The following is a 15,158-nucleotide window of genomic DNA, read 5'->3' as shown; positions in this document are numbered from 1 at the left end:
CGTAGCTTATCTCAAAATAAACTACGGTCCTTATTAATTTTTAAATCAAATATTCTTCATGCTTTAAGTAAACTCTCTTAACTAACGTGGTGAATAATAGGTAGACTACTAAGATAACAAATACAATAGCCAAATAAGATACTGGAATATTGCCGAAGTCCATCTTTCTTCCTAAAGAAGTAAATGGAATTATAGTACCTACGCTAGCAATCCCAATTGTCGCAAGTGTAACAATCCAAGTTGCATGCTGCTTAATAAATGGCATCCCCGGTGCACGCAAAACATGGATAATCATTTCTTGAGTCCAAAGTGATTCAATAAACCATCCAGTGCAAAATACTGCCGCAAACACTGTCTTTTGGCTAGAACTAGCTAAAGCATAGCTACTGCCAACAACTTGTGGGCAAACGACAAAGTATAATACAGAAAAAGTAATAATATCAAATACTGAAGAAGTTGGCCCTAGGCAAAGCATAAACTTAGGTAGTTTATCGACCTTCCATTTACGCGGCTTTTTCAGATATTGGTTACTCATTTTGTCAAATGGAATTGATAAACAACTCGTACCATACATTAAGTCTAATACTAATAACTGAATAGGTAACATTGGCAAAAATGGTAAAAATGATGATGCAACCAAAATCGATAAAATATTACCGAAATTTGACGATAAGGTTATTTTTATATACTTCATTGTATTGCCAAAAACCTGCCGTCCAATCCTTACTCCTTGTTCTAGAACATGAAGGTCTTTTTTCAAGAGAATAATATCGGCACATTTTTTGGCAATGTCAGCTCCTGAATCAACTGAAATTGCTACATCTGCTGATTTCATTGCTGAAGCATCATTGATTCCATCTCCCATATAGGCAACTGAATGTTGATTTTCTTTTAGAAGTTCAATAATTCTAGCCTTCATTTCTGGTGAAAGCTTGACAAAAATATCGCACTCTTCCACCATTTTTTTCATCTCAGAATCAGTCTTACCAGCAAAATCCTTTTCAGAATACACTTTATCAGCATCTAATCCCACTTGCTTAGCAACATTTCTAGTTACTGCTGCATTATCACCAGTTAGAATCTTTACAGTAATGCCATCTACCTTTAATTGCTTCATTGTACTCTTAGCGCTTGTCTTTGGCGGATCAATAAAGGCAAGTATCCCACAAAGAATTAAATTGTCCTCATCTTCAACACTTATACTAGTTACATTTTCAAGAGGCTTATAACCTAATAAAACTACTCTAAAGCCATCTTCATTCAAAGTTTTAATATTTTCTAAAATTTTGTCCCGCTCTTGAGCAGTTAAAGGCAAGATTGCTTGGTCCAACTTAATCCTATTTGCGCAAGCAAGCATTTCTTCTGCTGCACCCTTAGTAATTAATTCTTGCTTTTGACCGTCATCAACACAAATACTCAAACGACGTCGTTTAAAATCAAATGGCAGTTCATCTACTTTGCTGTATTTCATTAATATGCCATCGGTATCAATTACTTTAGCAGCTTTAACGATCGCCTTGTCGATTAAGTTTTTATTTCCAGTCTGATAAAAGCTATTTAAATATGCCAATTCTAAAATATTCTTATCAGATTGCAGATTTAAATTATAAAACCTATTCAAAATAACTTGTTCTTGCGTTAAAGTACCAGTCTTATCAGTACATAAAATATCAATTGCGCCAAAATTCTGCATTGAATTCATTCTTTTTACAATTGTATCATGCTTAGATAACTCAACTGATCCTTTGACAAGATTGCTAGTCACAATTACTGGCAACATTTCTGGTGTCAAACCAACTGCTGTTGCAATAGCAAAAATTAATGCATTCAGCCAATTTCCCTTAGTTAGACCATTAATGATGAATACTAAAGGTGCAATAATTGCAGTCATCGTCAACAATAACTTAGAAATATTTTTAATTCCTTTATCAAAGGTTGTTTCTTTGACTTCTTTACGAGAAATATTCTGAGCTAACTTACCAAAAATTGTCCTTTCCCCAGTGGCAAAAACAACCCCTACCCCAGATCCAGAAACAATCGTAGTTCCCTCATAAATAACATTAGGATAATCTAAATAATCTTCTAAATTATCGGCTACTGGCTTTTGATTGGCATTTTTTTCAACAGGTTCTGATTCACCATTCAGAGAAGCTGAAGAACAAAATAGATCCTTGCTACCTAATAAACGGATATCTGCTGGCACAATATCACCGGCAGTTACATTCACAATATCGCCTACAACTAATTCTTTAGTAGACATTTCTTTTTCTTGACCATCTCTTTTTAGACCTGTTGTATCAGAAATCATATTGAGCAAGTTTTCAACTGAATCATTAGTTCTAACATTCTGAATAAAACTAATAATTCCAGAAATAAATACCATAACCAGCATAATAATGACCGTACTCAAATCCTTCTGATCATCTGGAACAAAAAGATAGTCTGTACATAAAGATATCACAGCTAATAATAACAACACTAAAGTAAATGGTGTCATAAATGACTGAACCAAAAAATGCCACTTAGTATTTTTAGATTTATTTTCTAACTCGTTTTTACCCCATTTTTCCCGATGTTGAGTAACTTGAATTGCTGATAAGCCATCAAGAGAAGTATCTAATTCTTTAAGAACATGTTTCTTATCTTGTTGGGCGATTTTTTGCACCAACTTGGTGTCTGCAGTTTGTTTTTTTACAGAATTTGTAAGTTGCTTCATCATAATCAACTACCTTCCTAAACTTCGCTATGCAAACAAACAAAAAGAGCCGAAGCAATAACTGCATCGGTTCCTATCCAAGAATATTTCTATACTCGTCGTTCAGCTTTAACACTACGTGACGTAAGCATGTTGCTAGCTGTTCTGGAGTCTGCCTTATATCGACAGCCTCTGTCTGACCCATTGGCATCTCTGGATGTTTCTGAGCGACAGCATGTTTTCACGTAGGAGTCTCACCTAACAGTTTATTTGCTAAATATTTTATCCGTTAATATAGTAGTTTCTAAGATGGAGAAAATCAATACCACTTAAACAAATATTAACCTTATTCATATTTTAGTATAATAGATATTAAAAATTTAGATATTATTAGTAACTAAACAGATTAATTATCGCTAAAATTAAGAAAAAATTTTTGGAATTTCTGAGACTTATATTTTTTTAAATCTAAAAAAATAGTGTATACTTATCAGTTGAAAGGGACATTTAGTCATTTTCAATTAATTAAAGGAGCGTATTTTCTATGAAAAAATTAGATTCAACCACACTTACTGATGAACAAAAAGAATTCTTCAAGACTCACTTGGCATTCTTAGCAACTGTTGATGCTAACGGTATGCCTCAAGTTGGTCCTAAGCAATCTATGCATGTGCTTGATGACAATCACTTACAATACCTTGAAAAGACTAAAGCTCATGCTTATGAAAACTTAAAGAACGGTTCAAAAGTTGCCGTTGTTGTTGCAGACAAGCCAAGTCACACCAACGTACGTATTATTGGTACTGCAACTATCCACGAAGATGACGACTACCAAAAGAAGATTGCAGAAGCAGCTGGTGCTCCTCAAGCCTTCGTTGTCGACATCAAGATTGATGAAATTGACGAATAATCTCTTTCGTTAATAATTAAAAAAGCTGATAATCTTTGCTCAAGCATTGATTATCAGCTTTTTAGTTTGTTTAATTAATCACTAGCGATCTCTTTGTTGATTTTGACGGCTGTTGATTTGAGGTTGATTTAAAACATATTTTTGAATTAAATCTAAAACTTCACTATTTTGAGGAAGTGCTGAATGTTGTGCTAATTTGCCTGTAACAGTTATCTGTGTATATTGCTTTACCGCACCTTGATAAACATACTTGCCAGCCAAAACACTACTTACTGGCACAAGCCCATCTTCTATATAATTTTCTGAACCAGCAATCGAATACATGATTAAGTTATTAGGCAGATTTTTTCTATATTTAATAAAGTCCTTTAACATATCAGTTCGACGAGAAGTAGGTTCAGCAAAGTTATATGGGGTTCCAATTGTCATTAGACGCTTAATTTGAATCTGTTTTTCATTAAAATAATGTTCAAGATAATATGTATAAATTAGCCCACCATTAGAATGACCAATCCCTTTGAAATTATTAAAATTATAGGTTTCTTTCAACTGGTTAAAGGCCTTATTGAACATTTGGGCTTGTTTTTTTATATTATTGTAGCCATCTTTATTGTTTTCAAATCCGACCACAATAAATGGCTCAGTATCTCTTCTTTTTATCTTGCCATAATATGAAATTTTACCGCTATCAAAAACCTTAACCTTTAATAAACTATGTTTTTGAGAAGTGTGTTTATTTATTTCTTCAACCAGTGTATCGAACCTGTTAACCGTCGCACTACTGCCGGGGATCATAATTACAGGTGAAAGAGCTGATCTTTGCCTATTTTCTAAAGCATGCACACTATCTCTAGTCCAAAAATATGACACCACTGCTAGGATCCCAATTGTTAGAGTAAGAACAATAATCAAAATTCGCTGGCTTTTACGCATGCTGATCGCCTCTTTCATCTACAAGTAATTGATCATCAACTATATCAGCTAATTTTACAAATGGGATATAAACCATAACGTCTAAAATTAATAACAAAATTGAAAATATAAAGGCATAGATATTGCCGCCTGTCCCAATTAAGGGAACTAAGATGCCTGGGGTTCCATTAGGTACTGGATAAACAATCGGTGGAATTACATGGAAATAGATAACAACACTCGCTAAAACAATATTCATAATTGGCAACAAGACGAATGGGATTACATAGATTGGATTAAGTGTTAACCCAATTCCAAAAGTCAATGCCCCTGGAATATTAAAAAATACAGGCACTGCAGTTAAATCGGCCATGCGGCGCATATATTTACGTCTGCTTACCCATAAAATTGCAATTAATAAAGCTAAAGAAACACCTAGTCCACCAAACTTGGCAAATCCATTGTAAAGAGCTGAAGGTGTGAATGGATAAGGAATGCCCCAATTTCTTTTATGAGTTAAGGCATAGGTTAAATTAGATAAGGTTTCATTATCATATAACCTGCTCGAAAAAGACATAACATCTGGGAAGCCAAACCATGTTACCACAGTCCCTACCAAGGAAATTATAATATTGAGCATATAATTACTATGCTGGCTAACGATTGCAGTAACAGTTTGAGAGATATTATCATCAATACCGAAAAAGCCAAAAATTTTAATGATAATATGGATAATTAAAACAGGTATCAATATCAAAAGAACTGGACGTAAATCATACAAAATAATTTCCAAAATCTTTTCTCGATTTTGATTATCATTTTGCCACAAATCTCGGCCAAACTTTACAAATACCTTACCAACTAAATAACCAAAGATGACGCCAACAATAAACCAACTTGTGCCATAATAGCGTTCATTATTGACAAGTGTCCCATTTCCTCCATTATAAAAAAGTAAAACATAGCTGCTAAGAGCCACTAATGCCCCTAGGACGCCTTCATAGCCATGCCGTTTGGTAGTCAAGAACGCACTGACCATTGCAGCGTATGGTGATAACCAATTATTTGATACATTCATCACATCTCTAAAAATAAATCGGTAGAAGCGGTAATTTGGAAGTTGGTTAATTTTTACTAAATTGCCAATATAGCCATTAGCTGAAAAAACTCCTTCACTTAAAAATTGAGCAAAACTTCCTATTAGAATGATTGGAAACAAAATTAGCATTGTCCGTTGAAGAACCCGAATAAATTCTAATTTTCTAAATTTTACGGTCCATTCAACTAATTTAGAATTCTCCATAATTCTCACACTCGTAATCTTTCTGTTTTTGCTTTCATTATACTTTTTTAAAACTCAAAAACAATATTTAGCATTTTTTTAATTATTAAGTTACCGACTAAACAAAAAACGCACAAGACAAGATCCATAAAAACTTAGATCTTGTCTTGTGCATTATTTTTCTTTTAAAGCTTGGTAACCCGCTTGAATAAAGCGGTTAAGCATTTGAACATCATGTGACCATTTTTTATCTTTGACAAAATGATGGGCACGATTAATGGCAAAAGACCCATGTAAAGTATAAGCAAAGATAGTTTCTGCATCTTCACGACTTACCCCAGCCTTAGACATAATTACTGGTACTAGTCTTTCTTTTTCAGTTAGGGCAATGCGACCAATGATATATTCACTTAAATCTGGATCCATTAATAATTTTTGATATTTCTTTGAATTGCCAATTCTTTGACAAGCTGGGACAAGGGATTCATTTTCGTTTAAATCTTTAAAAGACAAGTTCTCCTTTGTAAAATCGACATCCTTAGTTTCTTGTGTTAATAACAGTGCATCATCTAATACCGCATTTAAAAGATGACTTAGCCCGTCAAAATGCAAATAAAAAGTTGATCTCGTAACTTCTGCCTCACGGCATACCTGAGCTACGGTTACTTTAGCATAGCCTTTGTCATTAACTAACTTAATAAAAGATTCCTTGATAACATCAATTGTATACAGCGTACGTCGATCCGTCTTCCTAATTCGCTTCAACTTAATCAGCCCTAATTGCTAAATGCTTAATTAATTCTTCTTGTTCAGGATACATTGCAATTAGTTCATTAACTTTCGGCAATAAGATTCTACCACTACTATTAACTGCTATATTCGTACTTAATTGTGCAAATCCAGCACTGCCATCGTCTTTTTCAATTGCAATTAATGTCCCTGGATTTAGATAAAAGCCGTGAACTTGGTTCTTGCTTTTATCTAAGCCTAACTTAACTTTATAATATTGACCATCTGGAGTAAAGCAATGTGCCGTAGCACTATCACCAATGCTATACATCCAAGATTGCCCAGCTTCTGAGCCGTGTAATAGAGCAGGATGGTCCTTATCTATCGTAATATAAATTGGATAACTACCGTGAAATGAAGAATCTACCATATAGTTAGGATAGATCTGATTCATTAATTCTTCTTGCTTGTCAGACATCTTATTAGCTACTTGAGATTTACTAGGGCCTTGTGTTTGAATTTCTGAGCTCTCGCCTGTCATAATCGCTTCTAAGGCATCCCCAATACCTGCCAAAAAGCCAATCGAACGGTCCGCAATATCTGGAAAGATATTTATTTCTCCCTTATTAATTGTAATATATCTGCTGTCAGGATAACTAGCAACTAGTTCCATACTCGGCTCTTTAATTAACTGATTATGTGCACCAATCCCTAATTCAAGTACTAAAAGCTTAGAACCTTCGCTCTCAACCAGAAACTTCCTTAAACTATCAATCTGGCTTCTATCTGGTTGAAAGTATTCTCCTGCCACATTCAAGCTAAGCTGAGCATTACACTTATCACATCTAGGCAAGTCTACACTGGTTAGGGTATTTGCTTGGTCTTTTTGATAGATAGTATGTAATTTTTCACTTAAATTAAAAGTTCCATGTTCATCAGGATGACTAGTGCATACTCCAGTCATCCAATTGCCTTCTACTTCAAAGATTCGATCAAAACCGGCCTGCACAAAATAATAATCAGTATTAGATGTCCAAATGAAGTATGGCTTCCCAGCCAATAATTTCTTAAGCTGTTTCATATATATACTAGCTTGATAGTTGTAATTATAATATTCTGCTACTCTAGCTACCATGCGCCAATAATCCAATTCATCTTTATAAGGAAATGAAAATGCTTGCAATAAGCTAGTCAGGTGGTACTTATCAACTAAGTCGCCCAATACTTTCCGCAATCTACTATCATTAGCGAATAAGTTTATTCCTTCAGAAATTGCTAAGCCATTGCTAGCTGTAACTAAGATCCTGTCCGCTTCTTTTAACCATTGGTGTGCTAAAGTTATATCTTTTTTTGACATGAATATTCCCTACCTTATCTCTACTGCCTGCTTAAGTGCCTCATTAATATCATCATTAATCAATAATGACTTATCTTCAATTGCCGGATTAGTTCTGGCATCTTTAGGATTAATGTTAATGTAGTAGGCCTTAGGCAAGTACTTGGTCATTTCCCAGAATGGCTCTTGAATAAACATCGGTGTCATCCTGCCTACTCCCAATTCAAGGAAGAGTATTTTTTGGTTCTTATACTGACCAATAAAATTATTAAACTTCTCATGTTCAATGTAGTATTGCTTATCTTCCAAGAACTTAGGGCTGCGGTACCAAGGAGTTAAGACACTACCATCAACTTCACTTCTAGGAAAATCTTCCCTTGCAATCTTATGATTGCTGATTTTTTTGGTTAATTTAGCAAAAATCTTCCTTGCGTCATACAAGTTCTTATCAGTATCGGGATTAGAGCTTTGAAGATATGACCATGAGCCTTGGATCATACTGATCTTATCTTTAGTAAAATATCGCAAAAATAAGTCATCTTGATTAGTAGTAATAATGTGATAATTCTTTTGCTTGAGTAGTGTTTTTAAATATTGATAAGTAGGCTTAGGCGGTTCAATTGTATAAATTAAATTAGCCAAGATAGTTGTAAAAGCCCAACGCTCTTCTTCTGAGTCAAATTGTGTATACGACGCATCAAATAATCCTTGAAAATGATACTTATCATAAAAATACTCAAAATGTTCCATTACTTCTGGTGTATTCTGATACCAAAAGTTCAATCCAGTCGCCGCTGACATGCCACTTCCAGCTCCTACAATAACCGCATCTGCGGCTTTTATTTTTTCTACTAAGGTTGCAATTTTGTCCATCATTATTACCTCATCTGCTTATTCTCTATATTAGTAATCATAGTTAATGACAGCCAAGATACCTAGTACACTTATGAGCAAGTTGTAGATTTATAGACAGATTTAAAAATATGTAAAGAAAAACCAACACTTCAATGAATGATACAATCTCACTAAAAATTGAACTATCCATGGAGGTGGGATTTTCCACCTAAAGTCAAGTAATATCAATATTTTTAACAAATTTATTTGATTAGCTTAAATATTGATCTTCAAATAAAGATTTTAGAGAAATTAAGAGTAGACTAAAAAGTGCCTACTACGTAAAACTTTTGTAGACAATTGGTTTATACTTGAAATAGTCAGAAATTATTCTAGCCCAAGTCATTGGCTTGCAAAATATTGGGATGATTATGATAAATACCCACACAATGGTCGTATTAATTTTTAAGAGGAGTTAATATGAAGTTAAAGGATATGGTAGAATTTTTTATATATGGCATAGTGACTACACTTATATCATATTACCTACTGAAAAACACTCAATATAGCAATAGATGGATAAATATAATCCCTATGTATATTGGAACTTACGGAACTATAAAAATAGTTGAAAGCAAAAAGATAAAACGATTTACTAAAATATTGTATCTTTTTTTATTATTTATTGTAGTTTTGGGATTAATTTTTCTCATAATTAAGTAACTTAATTATAGTATTCACTAATGATTTGTTTTGATACAATCCCGCCTCCGCTGTCTACGGAGACGGGATTTTTGTCAAAATGGCGAAAATGGAGAATGAATTCTCAAAAAATTGCAGAAACTAGATAGAGAGTTGATGTTGGACGAACTAAAGTACAAATAGCCTACCATCATTGGAAATGTAAGCAAAAAGCCAACTCAAATTAATGAGTTGACTAAAAATATTTTTTATATATTTCTACTGTCCACTTGACTAGGGTTGTATCAGAAAAATGAAGTATTGGTTTTTTAAGTTTTAATTACATTTATCAAGCAATTAGTGAATACCTACTTAGCTGAGGCGCCAGTTGTAACGTCAGCTGCCGTTTCTCTTTCTGCAAATGCCGTATCAGCCGCAATTCTACCGAAGGTAAAGATGTCTGCTAATGAATTACCACCTAAACGGTTACCTGCATGAAGTCCACCAGCATTCTCACCAGCACTATATAAGCCGGGGATTATTTCACCAGCCTTATCTAATACATGAGCTTGCTTGTCAATTGTTAAGCCACCCATCGTATGGTGAATAGCAGGCTTTCTTGGGGTAGCATAGAATGGAGCTACTTGACACTTCAAGTTGAAGGCACTCTTATGGAATTCTGGATCATCATCTGCGTCAACATAGGAATTATACTTATTGATAGTTGCTACCAGAGTATCTGGATCCATTCCAATCTGCTTAGCTAATCCTTCTAAAGTATCATCCCGATATAGCGTACCAGCCTCAACTTGAGCGTCAATAGATTCTTGAGTTGTATTGTAGGCAGTATCTTTAATCTTATTATCTGCAATCAAGTAGAATAAGCCACCATTAGCAATTGCAGCTTTAGCTAAAGTATCACGTTCAGCAAATTCATTAACGAACCTCTTACCTTCTTGGTTCACCATAATGAAGTTCTCAGGTGGTGTCTGCAAGCCAGTAAAGATTTCGCCTGTAACAGGATCTGATACCGGCATCATTTGGATAAAGCCCATCCCTGTTAATGCAGCGCCAGCTTCAAGTCCTAGGTCAATCCCATCTCCAGTAATAGCAGGTGAATTGGTAGTTGGCATATCATCGTTAATCTTATCCCAGTAGTTGTTGTACTTTTGAACCATCTTCATATTGGCACCGAAGCCACCAGCAGTTAAGATTGTAGCCTTAGCATGAATCGTTACCTTAGAGCCGTCAACTCGCTTAGCTTCTACACCAACTACTTTTCCATTTTTGATGATTAAATGTTGAGCGCGAGTTTCAGTTAAGATTCGACCACCATGTTCTCTTACCCAATCACCAAGTACATGAATAAAGGCAAATCCCATTGGCTCAACTGGCTTGTGACCTCTTCTCCACAATGCACCTACTGGCATAGTAACTTGACTACGGTCAAATTCTACGCCTAGATCAGTTAACCACTTAACAGAATCAAGGACGTTATTTACCAAGGTAGTAACTAATTCATACTTACCATGAATTTCATTACCATCAAGATCGGTTCTCTTACCACCTAAGTAAGTTTGAATTTCATGAAGTAGTGTTGAATCAAATAAATAATCTGCTCCAGAAGCAACATAGTCATTGATTTGCTTTTGAAGCTTTTTAAAATCTTCTTGATATTCTGGATCAATCTGGTCAATTGGAGTTTGGGCAATCTTTTCTAAAGTTTCCTTTTCACCAGTTAATGCCTTAAATCCCCTTTGCCATTCTGGTTCAGCTGCATTCATTGGCCCACCAGCACGACTAGTATTACCACCAATTTGAGGATATTTCTCTAAAACGATAACTTTCTTGTTATGTTGCAAGCTTCTAGCTGCTGCTGTTAATCCTGCACCACCAGCACCAACAATTACCACATCAGTAGTAAATTCTTCATTTGCTCCTGATTCAGCTTTAGGCTTATTGCGCTGCTTCCATTCATTGCTATCGCCACCAGCTTCGTTAATTGCTTGAGCTACACCAGCAATCACACCGTTTGAAGACAAGGTAGCTCCTGATACTGCATCGACATTTAGAGTTTGATTTTCAACAATTTGTTTGGGCAAGCGCTTAAATACTTCATCTGCAATTCCGCTAGTTTCACCAGTTGAATCAACTTTGATACTAGCAATCTTGTCATCTTCAATCGTAACTGCCATCGGCATAAATGACGAGCCGTGACCTTTTGCCTTTACATTATAAGTACCTGATTTCATGATATATTGCTCCTTTTAGAATGTTTTATTATCAAATTCTTTACACATACTATGTTATCGTTTACATCAAAATATGTAAAAGACTATAATTGTTATCAAGCGATAACCATTTAGTAATCAAGTGCGAGAAAGGAAATAAGTATGAACAATTCTGATACCATGATGGCCTACCTAGATATGTTACTAAAGGAAAGCAACTTTCATAAAGCTGCTGAAAAACTATATATCTCCCAGCCTTACCTAAGTAAGCTAATTAAACAACTTGAAAATAAATTAGGAACCAAGGTTCTTAACCATGATACTGTGCCTTTTTCTTTAACAGATGCTGGGTTAGTATATTATCACTATTTAGAAAATATCTCTTCTCAGAATCATCATCTTACTCAGCAGCTTCAGCGCTTTATTGATAACGACAAAGAGATTATTCGTATTGCTGTCTTAGAGAGTTTGGGAACATTTTTATTGCCTAAAATTCTACCCCAATTCTTAAAAGAACACCCCAATGTAAAAATACAAATAGCTGAAGGATTTCCTAATATGAGTGAGGAACGATTATTAAATAATCACGTAGATTGTTACATGGGGCAGACTCCTGAAACTCTCTCTCAAGGAATTAAAGCCCATGTCAATGGTGGTGAGGTCTACTATATAGTTATTCCCGAAGAGTCTAAATATTTTATCAAGAATAAATTTATTCTTTCGCCTGATAGCTATAACTTAGAAGATTTATTGCAAGAACCATTTATCTTAAGCTCACCTGATTCCGCCATTCGTCACCAAGTAAATGGCTTATTTCAGACTTACAAGATTGTCCCTAAGATCAGCATGATTACTAACAGTGTTATTACCGCAGCCAACTTGTCTATTAATGGTCTTGGTCTTACATTTTCATGTGCAAGCGTACTTAAGCGAATTCAAGAAAAACCCATCAATCTTTATCCTTTAGACCCCAATCTCATCAAAGTTAGGTACTTCATTGGAACTAAAAAAGGCTCTCAATTATCACCAGCTCTTCAAGATTTAGTCACTACATTTGAAAAAGTTCCCTTACAAGAAAATATCCGTTAATAAAAAACAAGATTTCTTAAAAATTGAAATCTTGTTTTTACCTATTATTTTCTTCTATGTACTGGACGAGCATAAGTTACACGACCACTTAATAGTCTATCACCAAATGAGCGACCGATAAATGAACGGTGAGCTGGACCAGTATGGTCATCGCCACCCATTTGGATAATTTGGGTATCATATTCATTATATGTGCCATCAATAACTGCAGTGTGGCCGTTATTGTACAAGCCGTTACCTACATTAGCAATTATTACATCGCCTGGCCTTGCTTTAGATGGTGAAATCTTCTTTAAGTAGCGATGAGCACCCTTAGCATCGCGTTCCATATCTGCAGTAGTAAATGGATAACTGCCGACTGGGTAACCAGCGCGCTTCATTGCTAACCAGACAAATCCTGAACAATCTGTGGTTCCCTTTTTGCTTGGCTTTTTCCAATTACCAAAACCAGCATGACTACCATAGTGGAAATAACCGACTAACTTAGCCGCACTACGCACTAACTTATTCTTATACTTCTTGTCACTCTTGATAGTTGGTCCAAAGTCGATTATACCATCATTATCTCCCCAATTATCCCAATTGGCATCATCTGTTGTTCCAGTTATGACATTGAGACCTGTACCAATTATCCATTCAGGTTCAGAAGTATTATTATCAATCCGATACCAAGTAGTACCATCACTATCAGTGACTGTATCATAAATTCTTAAAGTACCAGCAACAGCAGTCATAGTAGTATTATTGCGATTTGGAGCTGAATAAACATTTCCATCAACATCAACATCTACAAACTTAACAGTAATTGGGGCTTGGCTGGTCCGTTTTTTAGCAGCTTGGGCAATCGAGTTAACTTGGTTGTTAGGAGTATTAGTTTCTGTTATTCCAGCTGCAAGAGCAATTGAAAGAGTAATGCTTGCCAGCAACTTCGTTCTTAATTTCATTATTTTTCCTCCAAAAATTTAATTACATTTTTTATTTTCTATATTTTGTCAAAAATTTCAATCATTATTTATGTTATATAATTTTTTGAGTCCAATTTGTCTCATTAAGCTAGATGTTGATTATTTTATTCCTAATTGCTACTATAGTGTTGTTGAAAGCGCTATACTTATTTAGGAGATAAAATAAAAATATATAAAAATTGAGGTAATATTATGAAAAAAGTTTTGGCAATTAATTCAGGTAGCTCATCATTTAAATACAAACTGTTTACTTTTCCTAACGAAGAAGTCATCGCTTCTGGGATAGCAGACCGCGTAGGATTAAAGAATGCAGTCTTTAAGATTAAGCTTGCAAATGGCAGAGAATATATTAACAACACCCATATTCCAGACCAAGAGGCAGCTGTTAACTTATTAATTAAGAGCTTGAAGCAATATCATGTAATTGATAGCCTAACAGAGCTCGCAGGTATTGGACACCGTGTCGTTAATGGTGGTGAAATTTTTAAGGATTCAACGATTATTGATCAAGCTAAGTTACAACAAATCTATGATCTAGCTGACTTAGCTCCGCTACATAATATTCCTGAAGCTAACGGAATTAAGGCATTTATGCAGATCTTACCTAATGTACCACAAGTCGCTGTCTTCGATACTTCTTTCCACCAGACCCTGGATCCAGTGCACTATCTATACTCTATCCCTTATAGCTACTATGAAGATTATGGCATTCGTAAATATGGTGCTCATGGTACTTCAGTTGACTATGTTGTCAAACGTGCAGCTAAGCTAATGGGTATTAACCACAATATTATTAACTTAATTGTCTGCCACCTTGGCTCAGGCGCTTCAATTACTGCCGTCAAAGGTGGTAAGTCTTACGATACTTCAATGGGCTTTAGCCCACTTGCAGGGGTAACAATGGGAACTCGTAGTGGTGACTTAGATCCTACTGTTGTACAGAGATTGATGGATAAAGCTGGTATGTCAATTGATGAGGTAATCAATGTCTTAAACCATAAATCAGGTGTCCTAGGCATTTCTGGCGTTTCTTCAGACATGCGTGATCTTATTGAAAGTAAAGAAAAAAATGCCAAACTAGCACGTCGTATCTTTATTAATCGCGTTGTTCGCTATATTGGAGCTTATATAGCCGAACTGGGTCATATTGATGGTATTGTATTCACTGCTGGTGTTGGTGAACATGATCCTGGTATCCGTGCTGGTGTAATGTCTGCCTTTAAGTACATTGGACTTGAACCAGATTACAAGGCTAACCAAACTGACGGGGAGAAGTTTCTTTCTAAACCAAATTCTAAGGTTAAGGCGCTCATTGTCCCTACAAATGAAGAATTAATGATTGCTCGTGACGTAATGCGTTTAACTCGTCAACAATAAGTAGTTTAAGATACGAATAAGACCAAGAAGTTGAATTTTTATGCTTCTTGGTCTTGTTTTTAACTTTCTATTTTTTTGTAAAATAGCTACTACTTTTTCCTTTTATTATTTTTATAA

The 15,158-nt window shown here is 35.1% G+C and carries 11 protein-coding genes and 1 riboswitch; of the genes, 3 read left to right on the top strand and 8 right to left on the bottom strand.

Annotation, left to right across the window (positions count from 1 at the left end; all coding sequences use genetic code 11):
* Positions 1-40: 40 nt before the first annotated feature.
* Positions 41-2,716, bottom strand: coding sequence for a magnesium-translocating P-type ATPase (mgtA, locus tag J2Z60_RS09680; RefSeq protein ID WP_209687513.1), 2,676 nt, complete (start codon positions 2,714-2,716; stop codon positions 41-43).
* Positions 2,717-2,802: 86 nt separating this feature from the next.
* Positions 2,803-2,968, bottom strand: a riboswitch (M-box (ykoK) riboswitch).
* A 271-nt stretch (positions 2,969-3,239) separates the two neighbouring features.
* On the opposite strand from mgtA, the gene J2Z60_RS09675 reads away from it, so the two are divergent.
* Positions 3,240-3,605, top strand: a complete 366-nt coding sequence (locus J2Z60_RS09675; protein ID WP_209687495.1) for a pyridoxamine 5'-phosphate oxidase family protein — start codon at positions 3,240-3,242, stop codon at positions 3,603-3,605.
* Positions 3,606-3,686: 81 nt separating this feature from the next.
* Here J2Z60_RS09675 and J2Z60_RS09670 read toward each other — a convergent pair whose 3' ends face one another.
* From J2Z60_RS09670 to J2Z60_RS09645, 6 genes are all read right to left on the bottom strand, one after another.
* A complete protein-coding gene (locus tag J2Z60_RS09670) occupies positions 3,687-4,538 on the bottom strand; it encodes an alpha/beta hydrolase (RefSeq protein ID WP_209687494.1) in 852 nt (283 codons plus the stop codon).
* Positions 4,531-5,820, bottom strand: a complete 1,290-nt coding sequence (locus J2Z60_RS09665; protein WP_209687493.1) for a PTS sugar transporter subunit IIC — start codon at positions 5,818-5,820, stop codon at positions 4,531-4,533. Before J2Z60_RS09665 ends, J2Z60_RS09670 begins: the two co-directional genes overlap by 8 nt.
* A 153-nt stretch (positions 5,821-5,973) precedes the next feature.
* A complete protein-coding gene (locus tag J2Z60_RS09660; protein ID WP_245328796.1) occupies positions 5,974-6,564 on the bottom strand; it encodes a TetR/AcrR family transcriptional regulator in 591 nt (196 codons plus the stop codon).
* A gap of 1 nt (position 6,565) precedes the next feature.
* The gene (locus J2Z60_RS09655) at positions 6,566-7,885 is read right to left on the bottom strand and encodes an SIR2 family NAD-dependent protein deacylase (protein ID WP_209687492.1); all 1,320 of its coding nucleotides are present in this window, start codon (positions 7,883-7,885) and stop codon (positions 6,566-6,568) included.
* Positions 7,886-7,894: 9 nt separating this feature from the next.
* Positions 7,895-8,740: an SIR2 family NAD-dependent protein deacylase gene (locus J2Z60_RS09650; protein ID WP_245328795.1), complete on the bottom strand. Its 846-nt coding sequence runs from the start codon at positions 8,738-8,740 to the stop codon at positions 7,895-7,897.
* A gap of 1,007 nt (positions 8,741-9,747) precedes the next feature.
* Positions 9,748-11,631, bottom strand: a complete 1,884-nt coding sequence (locus J2Z60_RS09645) for a flavocytochrome c (RefSeq protein ID WP_209687491.1) — start codon at positions 11,629-11,631, stop codon at positions 9,748-9,750.
* Between the two features lie 141 nt (positions 11,632-11,772).
* On the opposite strand from J2Z60_RS09645, the gene J2Z60_RS09640 reads away from it, so the two are divergent.
* Positions 11,773-12,699, top strand: coding sequence for a LysR family transcriptional regulator (locus tag J2Z60_RS09640; RefSeq protein ID WP_209687490.1), 927 nt, complete (start codon positions 11,773-11,775; stop codon positions 12,697-12,699).
* A 44-nt stretch (positions 12,700-12,743) separates the two neighbouring features.
* Here J2Z60_RS09640 and J2Z60_RS09635 read toward each other — a convergent pair whose 3' ends face one another.
* Complete coding sequence (locus J2Z60_RS09635; RefSeq protein ID WP_245328794.1) at positions 12,744-13,643, bottom strand: NlpC/P60 family protein; 900 nt, start codon at positions 13,641-13,643, stop codon at positions 12,744-12,746.
* A gap of 213 nt (positions 13,644-13,856) precedes the next feature.
* Here J2Z60_RS09635 and J2Z60_RS09630 point away from each other — a divergent pair, with 213 nt between their 5' ends.
* Positions 13,857-15,041, top strand: a complete 1,185-nt coding sequence (locus J2Z60_RS09630) for an acetate/propionate family kinase (RefSeq protein WP_209687489.1) — start codon at positions 13,857-13,859, stop codon at positions 15,039-15,041.
* Positions 15,042-15,158 lie beyond the last annotated feature (117 nt).

The sequence above is a fragment of the Lactobacillus colini genome (assembly GCF_017874575.1).
Taxonomy (GTDB): domain Bacteria; phylum Bacillota; class Bacilli; order Lactobacillales; family Lactobacillaceae; genus Lactobacillus; species Lactobacillus colini.
The sequence above is the reverse complement of the archived record's forward strand: the minus strand, read 5'-3'. Positions and strand labels throughout refer to the sequence as shown.

Excerpts from the sequence above, each read along its gene's own strand:
- mgtA (WP_209687513.1), bottom strand. The coding sequence starts at position 2,716 with ATGAAGCAACTTACAAATTCTGTAAAAAAACAAACTGCAGACACCAAG.
- J2Z60_RS09675 (WP_209687495.1), top strand. The coding sequence starts at position 3,240 with ATGAAAAAATTAGATTCAACCACACTTACTGATGAACAAAAAGAATTC.
- J2Z60_RS09670 (WP_209687494.1), bottom strand. The coding sequence starts at position 4,538 with ATGCGTAAAAGCCAGCGAATTTTGATTATTGTTCTTACTCTAACAATT.
- J2Z60_RS09665 (WP_209687493.1), bottom strand. The coding sequence starts at position 5,820 with ATGGAGAATTCTAAATTAGTTGAATGGACCGTAAAATTTAGAAAATTA.
- J2Z60_RS09655 (WP_209687492.1), bottom strand. The coding sequence starts at position 7,885 with ATGTCAAAAAAAGATATAACTTTAGCACACCAATGGTTAAAAGAAGCG.
- J2Z60_RS09650 (WP_245328795.1), bottom strand. The coding sequence starts at position 8,740 with ATGATGGACAAAATTGCAACCTTAGTAGAAAAAATAAAAGCCGCAGAT.
- J2Z60_RS09645 (WP_209687491.1), bottom strand. The coding sequence starts at position 11,631 with ATGAAATCAGGTACTTATAATGTAAAGGCAAAAGGTCACGGCTCGTCA.
- J2Z60_RS09640 (WP_209687490.1), top strand. The coding sequence starts at position 11,773 with ATGAACAATTCTGATACCATGATGGCCTACCTAGATATGTTACTAAAG.
- J2Z60_RS09635 (WP_245328794.1), bottom strand. The coding sequence starts at position 13,643 with ATGAAATTAAGAACGAAGTTGCTGGCAAGCATTACTCTTTCAATTGCT.
- J2Z60_RS09630 (WP_209687489.1), top strand. The coding sequence starts at position 13,857 with ATGAAAAAAGTTTTGGCAATTAATTCAGGTAGCTCATCATTTAAATAC.